The sequence below is a fragment of the Phytohabitans kaempferiae genome (assembly GCF_042433955.1).
Taxonomy (GTDB): Bacteria; Actinomycetota; Actinomycetes; order Mycobacteriales; family Micromonosporaceae; genus Phytohabitans; species Phytohabitans kaempferiae.
This window is the reverse complement of the sequence record NZ_JBHLUH010000042.1, coordinates 81,138-95,215: the sequence shown is the minus strand read 5'-3', so window position 1 is coordinate 95,215 and position 14,078 is coordinate 81,138. Positions and strand designations below refer to the sequence as shown.

Below are 14,078 nucleotides of genomic sequence, written 5' to 3'. Positions count from 1 at the left end.
CTCAGGCGGTCCGCGCGCCGATGAGGTCGATGCCCATCGCCGGATCGACGTTCGGACCGTTGAGCCGGTCCGACCAGGCCGCGGTCAGGTCGCGGTGGTGCACGGTGAACGCCGGTGCCTGGTCCGCGATGATTTCCTGGATCTGGGCGTACACGTTCTTCTGGGTGGCCGCGTCGCTAGCCGCGAGCGCCTGGTCGAGTAGCTGACCCAGCCGCCGCGAGTCCGCGTTGTCCCAGCGAGCGAAGCTCTTCGGCAGCGTGCCCGTGTAGACCCAGCGAATGAGCATGTCCGCGTCGTACCCGCCGAAGATCGACGGATCGGTGAGCGTGAGCCAGGCGTCGAAGTCGCCGGCCGTGATGCGAGGCACCAGCGACTCGGTCTCGCCCTGCTCGATCTTGACAGCGAACCCGGCCTGCTGAAGCGACGACTGCAACAGCGGCACCTGCGCGCTGAGCCAGCCGAGGTTGGACACCAGCAGTGTGATCTGTGGCGCTGCCGTTCCCGCTTCGGCCAGCAGCGTCTTCGCCCGGGCCACGTCGTACCCGTAGCGGATCGTCGGCTGGTGGTACATCGGGTGGTCGGCGGGCAGGTAGGAGGTCGCCGGCCGGGCCTTGCCGAAGAAGACCGTATTCGTGATCGTCTCGCGGTCGATCGCGTACAGGAACGCCTGCCGGACCCGCTTGTCCGCGAACGGCGCTCGCCCTGTGTTGAAAAGGACGATGGACTGGTTGAAGCTGGGCACCGCGCCGGTGCTGAGCCCGCCCGAGCCGTTGACCCGGTCGACGTCCTGGTACGCGATGTCGGTCATCGCGGCGAGCTGCCCGCTTTGCAGTGCGGCGAGCCGGGCGGCGTCTTCGGCGATCACGTCGAAGCCGATCTCCGGCAGGGTCGCCTGCGCCGGCCCCTGGTAGCCGGCGAACCGGCCCAGGCGCACCTGTGTGGCGTCGGTGGAGAAGGAGCTCAGCGTGTACGGCCCGCTGCCGATCGGACGCTTGGCCAGGTCGTCTGCGCTGGCCGCGGTGGTGCGCGCCTGCGACATCACCTTGATCAGGGCGAGCCGCTGGGTGAGCAGACCGAGCGGGCCTTTGAGGGCGATCTCGACGGTAGTGTCGTCAATTGCCTTGGCTTCGGCGAACGTGCTGAAGAAGACGGCCAGTAGCGACGCCGTCTTCGGATCGAGCACCCGGTTGATGCTGTACGCGACGTCCTGCGCGGTCAGCGGTGTGCCGTCGTGGAAGGTGGCGCCGGAGCGGATCTTCACGCGGTACGCGTTCGGCCCGGCCGGCTCGGGCTCGCCGGTCGCCAACTGCGGCACGACCTTGGTGCGGTCGCCCTGTTGCAGCCCGTACAGGCCCTCGAAGACGTAGTGGCAGATCGCGATCGAGCCGATGGCGCCGGCGGTGTGCGGGTCGAGGCCCTGGATCGAGTTGGCGTTTCCGACCAGGGCGCCGGCCGCGCCGGCGGTGTCGCCGGAGTCGTCGGACTGGCAGGCGGTGAGCAGGCCCGGGGCGGCCAGGAGGCCGAGGAGCGCCGCGCCGCCGCCGGTCAGAAGCCGCCGTCGGCCGAGCAGACCCGGTTGACTCATATCGTTGCCCATCATGCACTCCTCGGGCTGTTTCACTCAGCGGTATGGGTAGTTCAATCGAGGCTATGGGTGGTGGTTGGGTTCGTCAACGGTTAACAGTCCAGTTGACAAAGCCGTAACACGCGAAACGGCGCCGTTCAGGAAGGCGGGGCGCGGTTGGCCGGGCACGCCCACGTCGGCGACGAAGACCGCGCCGGCGAGCCGGTCGCTCGCGTCCTGGCCGTGCGCGGCGGTGGTGACGTACAGGTCGGTCAGATCAGGTCCACCGAACACGCAGCTGGTCACGTTCGGTGTGGGCAGGCCGACGACCCGGTCGAGCCGCCCAGCCGGGTCGTACCGGCGGACCTGTCCCCCGCCCCACAACGCCAGCCACAGGAAGCCCTCGGCGTCGACCGAGAGGCCGTCCGGCAGCCCTTCCGAGCGCGGCACCTGGACAAACGGCTCCGGGTGGGACGGCACGCCCACCTCGGGATCCCAGCGATGACGCGTCACCAGGCCGGCGAGCGTGTCGACGTGGTAGAAGTACCGGTCGTCGGGGCTCCAGTCCAGTCCGTTGGACATACCGATGCCGCCAAACAGTGGAACCACCGCACCGTCCTGGTCCACGCGGTAGAGCGTGCCCTGGTGCGGACGGTCCGGCGAAGACGCGGCGGTGCCGGCCACGAAGCGACCCTGGGCGTCACACTTCCCGTCGTTGAACTGGGTTGGCAGATCCGGCTCCACCGCGCGCCAAAGCGCGGGCTCACCCGTCGTGCCGTCCGGCCAACGGGGTAGTACACGGATGCCGGACCGGGTGGCCAGCAGCAACGCTCCGCCCTCGACAAGCGCGACGCTGCCCAGCGGCTCGCCAATGTCCCGGCTGGTCACCTCGCCGGTGGCCAGGTCGCTGCGCCAAAGCCGGCCACGCGGGATATCCACCCAGTACAGCAGGTGCCGGGCCGCGTCGTAGAGCGGACCTTCACCCACCTCCGCGCGGCAGTCGACCAGCAAGCGGGGCAACCCTGAAGCCATTACCGTTTCGCTACCCGAGATGACCAATCCATTACGGATCAGGCTATGAGCCGTTTACCACACGTGTCAAGGTCAGGTTGACGGCCAGGACGACGGGTTGCAATCATGTTTGAAACAGAACCTTCGGTAAGCGAGACGTGAGGCGTGTGGCCAGCGACAACGGGGCAGAGCAGGGGTCCGACCGCAACGACCGTGACTACTCGGTGCGGGCGGTCGACCGCGTGTGCTCGATACTCAACCTACTCCAGGAATCCATCGACGGCGTCTCGTTGATCGATGTTGCCGAAGCCACCGACCTGCCGAAGTCCTCCGCGTTTCGCTACCTGTGGACCCTTGAGACGCACCGCTACGTCGAGCGCGACCCGGAGACCAGCACGTACCGGCTGGGCCTCGGCTTCGTCGGCATGCAGTCCCGCCAGCTTGAAGTGCTGCGTCAGCGGGCCAGCCCGTGGCTTCAGAAGCTACGCGACGAGTTCGACGAGACCATCAATCTCGGCGTGCTCGACAGCGACTCGGTGATCTACCTGGACATCACGGAAAGCCGGCGCGGGGTGCGCCTGGCGGCCCGGCGCGGCGACCGCGATCCGTTGCACAGCACGGCTCTGGGCAAGGCGGTGGCGGCCGAGATGCCTGATACGCAGGTGCGGGAGATCCTCCAGCGCAGCCAGATGCCCAGACTCACGCCGTACACCATCACCGGCATCGACGACTACATGACCGAGCTGGCACGGGTCCGGCGGGCCGGCTACGCGATCGACAACGGCGAAAACGAGGTCGATGGCCGGTGCGTGGCGGTGGCGATCCGCGGCACCCGGCTGGCCGCCGCGCTGAGCCTGAGTGCGCCCGCGAGCCGCTTCCCCATGCAGGACGTCGACAAGGTGGCCGCCGCCCTGACCGAGGCGGCCGAACACATCACCGCGCCGCCGCCGTCCTGACGGGTCAACTCCGGGAGAAGCGACTGCTCCCGGGGCGTCCGTCGGTGGCGCTACCAGACCGACCAGCCGCCGTCGACGACCAGTTCGGCGCCGGTCACGAAGCTCGCGGCCGGCGACAGCAGAAACTCCACCGCGCCGGCCACCTCCGCCGGACGACCCAGCCGGCCCATCGGCGTGGCCTGCGCGAACAGCCGGACTCGCTCTTCCTCCAGCGGCCGCTCGTCGAGCTGGATCATCCCGGGTGAGACGGTGTTGACCCGCACGCCAAGCCCGGCTCCGGCTACCGCCAGTTCGCGGGAGAGCAGCCGCAGGGCACCCTTGGACGCCGCGTACGCCACCGCCCGGACAGGCCCGTCCGGCGTGTCGAGCGGGTACTGCTCGGCGTAGTACCTGTTGTTCAGCGCGACGATGCCGTACACCGAGGCGATGTTGACGATGCCACCGCCACCGGCCGTGGACATCCGGCGTATGGCCTCGAATGACAGGAACGCCGCCGCCTCCACGTTGAGCGCGAACTCCCCCCGCCAGGCGCCCAGGTCCTGGTCGAACAGGGGTGCGGCGGTGGAGCCGCCGGCGTTGTTGACGAGGGCGCGCAGCGGCAGGCCCGCGCCATCGACGGCCGCCAGGATCGTTTCGCGGCCCTCGGGGGTGGTCACGTCGGCGACCACCGGCCGGCCGCCCGGCTCGGCGAGCAGGCTCGCGGTCTCGGCAAGTGGCTGCGGCCGGCGGCCCACCAGTAGAAGGGTGTAGCCGGCGACGGCCAGGCGCTGCGCGATGGCGCGGCCGATGCCGGTGCCGGCGCCGGTCACGACGGCCAGTCCCGGGTTCACGTGAGCCGCCTGATGACGCAGGCCGCTTCGATGGCGGCGGCGCCGCGTACCGCCCGCAACCCGTCCTCGGCAGTGACGGCGAACGCGCCGCCGTCGATGATGGCGGACACGAAGTGCTCGAACTGGCGGCGCAGTGGCCCGTCGACCTCGCCGTGGACGGTGGGCCAGCCGGCGTCGGCGAAACCGGCCGCGCCGTCCTGGCCGGATACGGTCAGGCCGTGCTGCTCGGCGGCGAGGTGCAGGTGGCCGCGCTCGCCGTGCACCTCGAGGCTCGCCCGGTACGCCTCCGGGGTGCCGTCCGGCAGCGTCCAGCCCGTGGCGAGATGGAATGCCGCGCCGGTGCTGAGCAGGCCGGTCGCGGTGAGGGTGCTCAGGCCGGCCGGCGAGTCGACCCGAACGGCGCCTTCGACGTGTGCGATCACGCCGCCGCTCACCCACTGCACCAGGTCGATGTCGTGGATCAGGAAGTGCCACAGCGGGCTGGTGGTGGCACCGACCCGGGCACCGAGTGACGTACGGCCCCATCGTGCGGCGCCGACCAGCACCGGCCGGCCGGTCTGTCCACTGTGTACAGCGGTGCTCGCCTGCACGCATCGGGGCTCGAAGCGCAGGATGTGACCGGGCATGAGCCGGACTCCGTGGCGCTCGGCGAGCGCGACGATGGCCTGAGCGTCCTCGACGCTGGTGGCGAGCGGCTTCTCCACCAGCAGGTGAACGCCGGCCAGGGCAAGGACCTCGACGGCCTCGCGGTGCACCGGGTCAGGGGTGGCCACCACGGCGGCGTACGGCCGGGTCTGCTCGACCGCGCGCCACAGGTCGGTGTACGCGGGCACCTCGAACCGCGCGGCCGCGGCCGCACCCGCGGCCGCGTCGCGGTCGACGACGCCGCAGAGGGTGGCCAGCGGCGACGCTTGTACGGTGCGGGCGTGCAGGGTGCCCATGAAACCGGCGCCCACGATCAGCACCCGGGGCGAAGCGTCCACGTCACACCCGAGCGGGGATGAAGTCGGCGGCCACCCCGGACGCGGTGGCGCGGGCCTCCTGGACTGTCGCCCGGAAGTCGTACCGGGGCTGGTAGCCCAGGCGTTCCCGGGCGGCGTCGACGGTGACCTCGAGGCGCCAGTCGAATGGCATGGCCACGCTCAGCTTCGGCACGTCGAAGAGCTCGGCGAGCACAGCGGCCCCGTGCTCCCAGGTGGTCGGCTCGGCGGCGGCGATGTTGAACACCCCGCCCAACGCGTCCGGCTCGGTGAGCGCCAGGTGGACGCCCTGCACCGCGTCGCGTACGTCGACCATGTGCAGGCTCCACGAGTGCCCGTCCGGGCCGACCAGGCCGACCGCCGCGTCCGGTGGTGCGTCGCCGGCGGCGGTGTCCAGGATCGGCAGCAGGTCCGGCCGGCCGCGGAACAGCTGCCAGATGTTGGAGTCACGGCCGAGGTCAGCGCGGCGCAGCATGGCCCGCGCGGAGTCCAGCCGGAAGTAGCCGGCTGCCTCCTCGGGGCTGACCACGGTGGCGAAGCGGACCATGCTGTACGGGATGTCGAACTGCGCCGCGTGGTTTCGCAGGATGACCTCGCCGAGCAGCTTGCTGGTGCCGTAGTAGTCGGCCGGCTCCTGCGGCGCGTCCTCGCGGAGCGGCACCGCGGGCGGATCGCCCGGCCGGTACGTCCCGTCGGTGCTGGCCAGGACGAACCGTTCGATGCCGCCGTTGGTCCGCAACGCGCCCTCCAGCAGCCGCAGCGTGCCGAACGCGTTGATGTCGTAGAACCGGTCCACCGGGGTGTCGCCGCGCACCAGCTGCGCGGCCAGGTGCACGATGTGGGTCGCGCCCGCGCAGGCGGCGTCCACCGCGGCCTGGTCACCGAGGTCCGCCTCGATGACCCGTACGCCGGTCAGCGGCGCCAGCTTGGCCGCCTGCCGGTCACCAGGCAGAACCATCGCGGTGACGGCGACATCGGCCTCGACGAGCCGGCGCACGACGTTCGCGCCGACCCGGCCGGCCGCGCCGGTGACAAGGACTCTCATGACACTCCCTCGGGATATGCGGCATCGGGCTCGAAGGGAAACAGCGGGCGGCGACGATGGTGGTAGGTGAACTGGCCGAGGTCCGCGCCGGTCACGCCGGGAGTGTCCACCTGGAGCACCTCGGCGACGTGTGGGCCGTACCCGGCCAGCGGCGAGTGGACCCCCTTGGCCACCACCGCCTGGAACGAAGCGAGGTCCAGCCCAAGCGAGGTCACCTGCACCGGCGTCAGCGGCAGGGTCACCCGGGAGGTCAGCACGACCGTCTGGCCGCTGTCGAGCCGCACCGCGGCACTCGGGCCGGCGTCGAAGTACCGCGCCCCGGAGTGGGTGGGCCCGGCGTCCTCGTACCGGCCGTCGTGCAGCGCCAGCACGGTCGCGGTCGCCTCCACCGGCGGTCCGGTGCGCGGGTCGGTCTTGGCCCCGATACGGAGCGCGGCGTGGCCGCCGACCCCGGCCGAGACGCACGCGCGTACCGCGTCCGGGTCGGCGATGATCGTCAGCAGGCTGGCGACGCCGAGCTGCCGCGCGGCGGCCAGGAGCACGACCGAGTCACCGGGAGAGCCGCCGCCGATGTTGTCGCCGACGTCGAGCAGCAGCACCGGTCCGCGCGCCGCCTCGCTCGCCCGGCGCAGCGCGTCGACCGGCGAGAGCCGCGTGGTGTCGAACAGCTCACGGCGCGCCCACACCCGGCTCGCGAGCCAGCGCGCGTGCCGGTCCGCGGCGACCGGGTCGCCGTCGGTCACCACCACGACGCTCATCCCCATCTCGGGCACGTCGGCGTACGGGTAGCCCTCGGCGACGGTGGCGGTCAGCACGCCCGGCTCCGCCAGGACCGTGCGCAGGTCGGCCAGCACGTCGGCCATCGGTGCCGTACCGGTGTTCTGGCAGAGGATGTTGATGACCGCCGGCAGCGGCTGGAACGCCGTCGTCGGTCGGACCTGTCCGCGTGCGGTGCGGATGACGATCTCGGCTATCTCCCGCGCCCGCTCCTTGGCGTCCACATGCGGGTTGGTGCGGTAGGTGTTCAGGACGTCGGACTGGCCGATCATTTCGTCGCTGATGTTCGCGTGCAGGTCGAGCGCCACGCCGATCGGCACGCCCGGGCCGACCACTTCGCGAAACCGGCGTAGCAGGTAGCCGTCGACGTCGTGGCATCCGTCCGCGACCGCCGCGCCGTGCAGAGCCGCCAGCACGCCGTCGAAGGGACCGTGTTCGGACAGCGCCGCGGTGAGCGTGTCCGCGACGGTGCGTAGTGCCTCTGCGGTGATCCGTCCGGACGGGACCAGGGTCGTCATCACCAGCGGCACCACCTCGACATCCGGCGCCTGCCCCGCCGCCAGGTACCCCGCCATGGTGGTGCCGGCGTCGGCGTGCTCGGCCCGGATCCGCTCGCCGACCAGCAGGCCGCTCTGCTGGATCGTCGCCAGGTCGACCGGGATGGCGGAGAACGTGTTCGCCTCGTGGGAGATGCCGAGCGCTGCCAGTCGCAACAAGACGTGAGCCTCCTCAGGTCCGGGTGGTGGCGGTCGCCGCCCACGCATCGACGCGGTCGGGTACGCCGGCCAGGTCGACCATCGGCAGCCGGTCGACGTCCTCTGCGAACCGGCCCAGGTCCTTCCAGCCCGCGCCTGACATCAGCAGCACCGGATGGTCGTCCGCCGTGATCCGGCCGCGCTCGACATCGGCGAGCAGGCAGGCGACCGTCGCCGCCGAGGCCGGCTCTACGAACACTCCCTCGGTGGCGGCGAGCAGCCGCTGGGCCGACAGGATCGCCTTGTCGTCGGCGGCTGTCCCCCATCCCCGCGAGTGCAGGACGGCGTCCGCGGCGAGCTGGCCATCGGGCGGATGCGGCAGTTGCAGCGCGGAAATGTCGGTGTCGCAGCGGTCGACCGCGGGGCGCGGCACCTCGCCGTCCAGGAAGCGCACGATCGGGGCGCAGCCCTCCGGCTGGGCGACGACGACCCGCGCCGGGTGATTCCGGTGGCGCAGCCCGCGGGCGACCGCGACGAGCAGGCCGCCGCCACCGGTCGGCACGTAGACGTGCGTCGCGTCCGGAGCCTGTTCGGCCAGCTCGTAGCCGATCGTGTCGATGCCGCGCATCCCGTCCGGGTTGAAGGCGTGCGCGGTGACACCCAGGAACAGCCGGTGCCGCTCGGCCGCCGCGCACACATGGTCGAACAGGACGCTCTCGCTCGTTCCGGTTGACTGCCGCCCGACACCATCGACCGCGACAAGCCCGATCGGGTACGGCATGAGCGGCAGCCGCTTCTCCAGCGGCGCCGACGCCACCAGGCACAGGAAACCCGGCAGCCCGGCGCGGGTGCCGTAGGCGGCCATGGCCAGTCCCGCGTTGCCCGACGAGGTCGCGATCCAGCCCGTGTCACCGCGCTGCCGGGCCAACGACAGCGACATCGCCGCCACCCGGTCCTTGTAGGACCCGGTCGGGTTCAACGACTCCATCTTCGCCGACAGGTGCCGTAGCCCGAGCCGCCGGGCCAGCACGTCAAGCGGGATCAGCGGAGTGTCCCCCTCACCCAGGCTCACGAACTCGTCGACCGCCGGCAGGTCCGCCGCGAACCGGCCAAGCCCTGCGCCTCTAGCCCCCACCGGCCTCACTCCTTTTCGTCCTCGAGTCGCGCCAGCACGTACAGCACGTCGCCAGTCCGCACGCGGGACTGCCGGCGCAGGAACATCACCACACCGGGCGCCGGCGCCTGCACCACGTCGAGCAGGCCCCCCTCAAAGCCGTAGAGCCGCCCGATCTCGCTCCCCTCGGCCACTGCCTCGCCGGCGCCCGCCACGCTGACGAAAAACCCGGGACGGCCGGAGACGGCACCCGCGTCCAGGTCTCCGCCGCCGTAGACCCACCGCGGCGCGGCGGTCTCCACCTTCGTGGAGGGCTGCATCCCGAGATGGGCCATGACGCTCCGCACGCCGCGTACGTAGGCGGCCAGCTCATGGGCGCGTATGCCACCACCACCGGAACACTCCGCGTAGATGGAGGGGACGCCCAGGTCGGCGGCGGCGGACAGCGAACGCCCGGGCGCCGTTTCCCGGTGCGCCCAGATCAACGGCGCCCCGAACGCGATCGCCGCACGCCGCGACCGTTCAGCCACCGCCCCAGCACGGCTGAAACCACAAAACAGCGGCATCCGGTACGCGACGCCGGCCGAGTGCAGGTCGATCAGCAGGTCCGCACCGTCGATCACGTCCGCGGTGATCGCCGCCGCCAGTTGGGCGGTCGGGCCGCCTACCGGGTCGCCGGGGAAGCACCGCGCCAGGTTTTCGCCGTCCAGCGGGCCGGTGCGGCTGTACGCCGCCCACGCGGCCGGGTGCGCGGGAGCGACCGCCCGGACAGTGCCGGCCAGCGGCGCCCGGGACGCCTCCCGCACCACCTCGTGCACAGCCAGCACGCCCTCGTCCTCGTCGCCGTGTACACCACCCAGCAACGCCAGCGTCGGCCCCGGCCGAGCCCCTCGCACGGTGGTCAGCACGGCGCCGCCAGCCAGCGGGACGCGGGCAACTGTCGTACCATGATCCGCAGTCATCGGAGAAATGAAACCACAGTTTCAAAGCTAAGGACAAGGGACGGCAGTCCGCCGCGTGAAACCTCTCGGTCGCTGACGCTCCAGGCGCGGCTGGCGAGAAGTCGCGGGGGTTGGCGGCATCCGGCATGTGATGCGAATGGCGATGGTCGCTGCCGCGCTCGGGCTGCTACCTCTGGTGGCCGGTGCGTTCCTCCCGGAAGGCATCGACGTAGCCGTCATCCTCGACGTGCTGCGCGCCCTCGTGGCGGATGGCAAGCGCCATCGTGGCTAATCGCGATGATCGCTGGGGTCTACTCCACACATCAACGTCTCGAAGGCGCGATACGTCCGCTCCTGCGGTGATCGACGTCCTCTGCCGAGAATTACATCAGGACGGCGATGTCCAAGCGGCGTACGTTCCGCAGCGCCGTCGCCACCGCGATGACCAGTGCGTGAGCGGTGCGGTCGTGCGGCACTGCCCCGCCGCACGCGGCGACGCGGCGGCCAGCACCTGCGACACCGTGCCGCGACCACGGTGGCCACCGATCAACTCAACGCCAGGGCCAACCCCTGGCTCTGGGGACTGCTTGCGGCGACCGACGTACGGGACGTCAAGAAATGCACTAGAACCGCGCCAACTCCCGTGCCGCGCGCAGCACGTCCTCTTTGCCAGGCAGCCACTCGCCCTCCAGGGGCGGGCTGTAGGGCGCCGGGGTCGACGCCGCGCCCACGCGGGTGATCGGGGCGTCGAGGTACCAGAGGCCCTCTGCGGCCACCCGTGCCGCGATCTCGGCACCGACGCCGAAGTCGCGGGCGGCCTCGTGCACGATGAGCAGCCGGCTGGTCTTGGCGACCGAGGCGAGCACCGTGGAGACGTCAAGGGGCGCGATCGTGCGTAGGTCGATGACCTCGCAGGAGATCCCCTCCGCCGCCAACTCCTGGGCCGCCTCGACGCAAACGATCGACAGCCGCGAGTAGGACACGATCGTGACGTCGCTCCCCTCCCGCCGGATCGCCGCTCGCCCGATCGGGACGAGGTGCTCGCGCGGCACCCGGGGGCCTTTCATCCCGTACTGCAGGCGGTTCTCCACGAACACGACCGGGTTCGGGTCTCGGATGGCCGAGCGCAGCAGGCCGTAGGCGTCCTCCGGGGTGGAGGGCATGAGCACGGTGAGGCCCGGGATGTGGGCCAGGAGGGCCTCGAGGCTTTGGGAGTGCTGGGCGCCGGACGATCGTCCCGCGCCGAACTGGGTGCGCACCGTCAGAGCCATCGGCACACGGCCGCCGGTCATGTAGCGCAGCTTCGCGGCCTGGTTCATGAGCTGGTCGAGGCAGACGCCGAGGAAGTCGAAGTACATGAGCTCGACGACCGGCCGGAGCCCGGCCATGGCGGCACCGGTGCCGAGGCCCATGATCGCGGTTTCGGAGATGGGGGTGTCCCACAGCCGACCAGGGAACTGCTCCGCCAAACCGCGTGTGATCCCGAAGACGTTGCCGCCCCGACCGACGTCGATACCGGCGAGGAACACGGACGGGTCCTCATCCAGCTCGACGCGGAGCGCTTCGCCGACGGCCTGGAAGAGCTTCCACGTCTCCGCTCCGACTTGCGCGAGCGGTTCAAGCACAGCCGGGGGCGAGGGCTCCCGCACGACGATCACGCCGTCGTGCAGAGCTGAAGGGGAGGGGAGCGGCGCTGCCTCGGCGATGCGCACCGCGTCCTCGATCTCGGCGTCAACCTGAGCGCGCACTTCGTCGAGTACGTGCTCCTCGACGCCGAGGTCGCGGAGGGTGCGCTGGGCGATGCCCAGGGGGTCCGCGGCGTCGAGGAGGGCCGGGTCGTTCTCCGCGCGGTAGAGCTGCGGGTCACCCTCGTAGTGTCCGCGGTGGCGCAGTGTGACCGCCTCGACGAGGTACGGGCCGTTGCCGGCGCGCACATCGGCTACGACCTCCGTCATCGCCGTGCGCACTGCCGCGACGTCGTTGCCGTCGACTTGGCGAAACCGTAGCCCGTAGCCGGTCGCCCGCTCGGCGAGGCCGACCGGGTGCTGGTCCTCGAAGCGGGAAAACTCGGAGAAGCCGTTGTTCTCGCAGAACAGCACCAGCGGCAGCTTCCAGAGCGCGGCGAGGTTCGCCGCCTCGTGGAAGGCGCCGGTGGCGATCGCGCCGTCGCCGAGGAAGGCGACGACGATCCCGTCGGTCCCGCGGTATCGGGCGGCGAACGCGGCGCCGGCCGCGATGGGGATCCCGGCGCCCACGATGCCGTTCGCCCCGAAGATGCCGCGGGCGGGATCGGCGATGTGCATCGAACCGCCACGGCCCCGGCACACGCCGGTCTCGCGGCCCATCAGCTCGGCGAACATCTCACCGGAGGTGAGACCTCGCGCGAGGGCGTGCCCGTGTCCCCGGTGCGTCGACGTGATCGTGTCCTGCGGGCGGAGGTCGAAGCAGGCGCCCACCGCGGTGGCCTCCTGCCCGATCGCGAGATGAACGAAGCCGGGGACCTTGCCGTCGCGGTACAGCTGGCTGGCACGGGTCTCGAAACAGCGGATCCGCTCCATCCGCCGATACATCTCGACGAGGTCGCCGAGCCCTTCCGGGACGCTCATTCGCCGGGCTCCGTCGCGCCGCCTGCGGCTTCGGCGCGCAGAAGACTCTTGTTGATCTTGCCGATCGAGGTCTTCGGTAGCGACGTGACGAAAACGACCTCGGACGGCACCTTGAACGCCGAGAGCCGTTCGCGGCAGTACTCCAGCAGTTCCGCTTCCTCGAGCGGGCCGTCGGGAACGACGTAGGCCCAGACCGCCTCGTCGCGGATCGGATCGGGCACGCCGATGACCGCCGCCTCGACGACCCCGGGGTGAGCGGCAAGGGTCGTCTCGACCTCGGCGGCAGAGATGTTCTCCCCCGACCGCTTGATGACGTCCTTGCGCCGGTCGACGAAGAAAAGAAAACCGTCTTCGTCGAAGCGTCCGACGTCACCGGTGTGAAGCCAGCCGTCCCGCAGCGCCTCCGCTGTCGCCCCCTCGTTTCGGAAGTACCCCTTCATGAGGGTGCGGCCGGGCGTCCCGGCGACGACGATTTCGCCTGGCGAACCCACGGGCACCTCCGAGCCTGTTTCGTCGACCAAACGCACGTCGCGGTTGATGGTGGGCAGCCCGATCGACGGCCAGTGCGGGTCGCCGGCGAGCGGGGCCAGGCTGAGTAGCATCATCGCCTCGCTCAGCCCGTAGCCGTACGTCAGACGGATGCCGAAACGCCGTTCGAACGCCGCGCGCTCCTCCGCGGTCACCGGGAGTACAAAGAAGCAACGCCGCACCGGATGCACCGCGTCATCGAGTCGTGGCGGCTGGGCCAGCAGCGTCCTGACCTGCATCGCGACGAGGCTGACCGAGGTCGCACGATGCCCGCGGACCTGGCTCAGGAAGCGGCTCGCGCTGTACTCCTCAAGCACCACGCAGGTCCCGCCCACGGTGAGTGCGGGCAGTACCGTCGCCGCTTGGGCGTTCACGTGGAACAGCGGCAAGGTGGTCAGAAGCCGGTCCGAGGCGTCAAGGGCGAGTCCCTTGGACATCTCCTCGCCGGCGTGCAGGCAGTTGGCGTGGGTGAGCATGACCGCCTTGGGCTTGGAGGTCGTGCCGGAGGTGAAGATCAGCTCGGCGAGGTCCTCGGAGCCGACCGCGGCGGGGGCGACCGGCGTGGCGTCGAACTCGTCGAGGTGCGCGGCGCCCAGGTGCGCCGACCGGCCACGCGCGACGAGCACCCGGAGACGACCGTGGTGAGGGGCAGCAGCTCGCACGACAACGTCGCCGTGCCGTTCCGACGTGATGACGGTCCTCGCCTCGGACAGCTCGATCACGTGGTCAAGCTCGCTCGCGGTGTTCGCGGTGTTGGAGGGAACGGCGACGGCGCCCGCCCACAGGACGGCGAACCAAGTGAGCACGAACTCGGCACTGTTCTCAAGGTGAAGAACGACGGAGTCCCCGGCCCGGACACCGGCCTGGGAAAGACCTCCAGCCGTGCACCGTACACGCTCAAGGAAGTCGGCGTACGAGAACTCGACCACGCGTCCGTCCCGGTCCTCGGCGACCAGGAACGGCGCCTGCGGATACAGGCCGGCTCGATCGATCAGGACGTCGTTCACCGTCCGGGTGCCCATCAGATCCAT

General features: G+C 70.8%; 12 protein-coding genes. 2 read left to right on the top strand and 10 right to left on the bottom strand.

Annotation, left to right across the window (positions count from 1 at the left end; all coding sequences use genetic code 11):
* Position 1: 1 nt before the first annotated feature.
* Positions 2-1,585: an ABC transporter substrate-binding protein gene (locus tag ACFFIA_RS21875; RefSeq protein ID WP_377253473.1), complete on the bottom strand. Its 1,584-nt coding sequence runs from the start codon at positions 1,583-1,585 to the stop codon at positions 2-4.
* A 63-nt stretch (positions 1,586-1,648) separates the two neighbouring features.
* Positions 1,649-2,575, bottom strand: a complete 927-nt coding sequence (locus ACFFIA_RS21870; protein ID WP_377253472.1) for an SMP-30/gluconolactonase/LRE family protein — start codon at positions 2,573-2,575, stop codon at positions 1,649-1,651.
* 167 nt (positions 2,576-2,742) lie between these two features.
* Between ACFFIA_RS21870 and ACFFIA_RS21865 the strand changes: the two genes are divergently transcribed.
* Positions 2,743-3,531 (top strand): IclR family transcriptional regulator, encoded by a 789-nt coding sequence (locus tag ACFFIA_RS21865; protein ID WP_377253471.1) that lies wholly within the window; start codon positions 2,743-2,745, stop codon positions 3,529-3,531.
* A 50-nt stretch (positions 3,532-3,581) separates the two neighbouring features.
* On the opposite strand, the gene ACFFIA_RS21860 is transcribed toward ACFFIA_RS21865, so the two are convergent.
* The 6 genes from ACFFIA_RS21860 to ACFFIA_RS21835 are packed head-to-tail and all read right to left on the bottom strand — an operon-like array spanning position 3,582 to position 9,934.
* Positions 3,582-4,361, bottom strand: a complete 780-nt coding sequence (locus ACFFIA_RS21860; RefSeq protein WP_377253470.1) for an SDR family NAD(P)-dependent oxidoreductase — start codon at positions 4,359-4,361, stop codon at positions 3,582-3,584.
* Entirely contained in the window at positions 4,358-5,344 is a 987-nt protein-coding gene (locus tag ACFFIA_RS21855) for a Gfo/Idh/MocA family protein (RefSeq protein WP_377253469.1), read from the bottom strand. The genes ACFFIA_RS21860 and ACFFIA_RS21855 overlap by 4 nt, the downstream gene beginning before the upstream one ends.
* A gap of 1 nt (position 5,345) precedes the next feature.
* Positions 5,346-6,386, bottom strand: coding sequence for an NAD-dependent epimerase/dehydratase family protein (locus tag ACFFIA_RS21850; RefSeq protein WP_377253468.1), 1,041 nt, complete (start codon positions 6,384-6,386; stop codon positions 5,346-5,348).
* The gene (locus ACFFIA_RS21845; protein WP_377253467.1) at positions 6,383-7,879 is read right to left on the bottom strand and encodes a M81 family metallopeptidase; all 1,497 of its coding nucleotides are present in this window, start codon (positions 7,877-7,879) and stop codon (positions 6,383-6,385) included. Before ACFFIA_RS21845 ends, ACFFIA_RS21850 begins: the two co-directional genes overlap by 4 nt.
* Before the next feature lie 13 nt (positions 7,880-7,892).
* The gene (locus ACFFIA_RS21840) at positions 7,893-8,993 is read right to left on the bottom strand and encodes a pyridoxal-phosphate dependent enzyme (protein ID WP_377253466.1); all 1,101 of its coding nucleotides are present in this window, start codon (positions 8,991-8,993) and stop codon (positions 7,893-7,895) included.
* Positions 8,994-8,998: 5 nt separating this feature from the next.
* Positions 8,999-9,934 (bottom strand): succinylglutamate desuccinylase/aspartoacylase family protein, encoded by a 936-nt coding sequence (locus ACFFIA_RS21835; protein ID WP_377253465.1) that lies wholly within the window; start codon positions 9,932-9,934, stop codon positions 8,999-9,001.
* Positions 9,935-10,070: 136 nt separating this feature from the next.
* Between ACFFIA_RS21835 and ACFFIA_RS21830 the strand changes: the two genes are divergently transcribed.
* Positions 10,071-10,205 carry a hypothetical protein gene (locus tag ACFFIA_RS21830; protein WP_377253464.1) on the top strand — a complete coding sequence of 45 codons (135 nt, stop codon included), beginning with the start codon at positions 10,071-10,073 and terminating at the stop codon, positions 10,203-10,205.
* A gap of 331 nt (positions 10,206-10,536) precedes the next feature.
* Here ACFFIA_RS21830 and ACFFIA_RS21825 read toward each other — a convergent pair whose 3' ends face one another.
* Positions 10,537-12,519, bottom strand: a complete 1,983-nt coding sequence (locus tag ACFFIA_RS21825) for an alpha-ketoacid dehydrogenase subunit alpha/beta (protein ID WP_377253463.1) — start codon at positions 12,517-12,519, stop codon at positions 10,537-10,539.
* Positions 12,516-14,078 (bottom strand): AMP-binding protein, encoded by a 1,563-nt coding sequence (locus tag ACFFIA_RS21820; RefSeq protein ID WP_377253462.1) that lies wholly within the window; start codon positions 14,076-14,078, stop codon positions 12,516-12,518. The genes ACFFIA_RS21825 and ACFFIA_RS21820 overlap by 4 nt, the downstream gene beginning before the upstream one ends.

Bases quoted from the DNA above. Each gene is read 5' to 3' on its own strand.
- ACFFIA_RS21875 (WP_377253473.1), bottom strand. From the start codon at position 1,585: ATGAGTCAACCGGGTCTGCTCGGCCGACGGCGGCTTCTGACCGGCGGC.
- ACFFIA_RS21850 (WP_377253468.1), bottom strand. From the start codon at position 6,386: ATGAGAGTCCTTGTCACCGGCGCGGCCGGCCGGGTCGGCGCGAACGTC.
- ACFFIA_RS21835 (WP_377253465.1), bottom strand. From the start codon at position 9,934: ATGACTGCGGATCATGGTACGACAGTTGCCCGCGTCCCGCTGGCTGGC.
- ACFFIA_RS21830 (WP_377253464.1), top strand. From the start codon at position 10,071: ATGGCGATGGTCGCTGCCGCGCTCGGGCTGCTACCTCTGGTGGCCGGT.
- ACFFIA_RS21825 (WP_377253463.1), bottom strand. From the start codon at position 12,519: ATGAGCGTCCCGGAAGGGCTCGGCGACCTCGTCGAGATGTATCGGCGG.
- ACFFIA_RS21820 (WP_377253462.1), bottom strand. From the start codon at position 14,078: ATGGATCTGATGGGCACCCGGACGGTGAACGACGTCCTGATCGATCGA.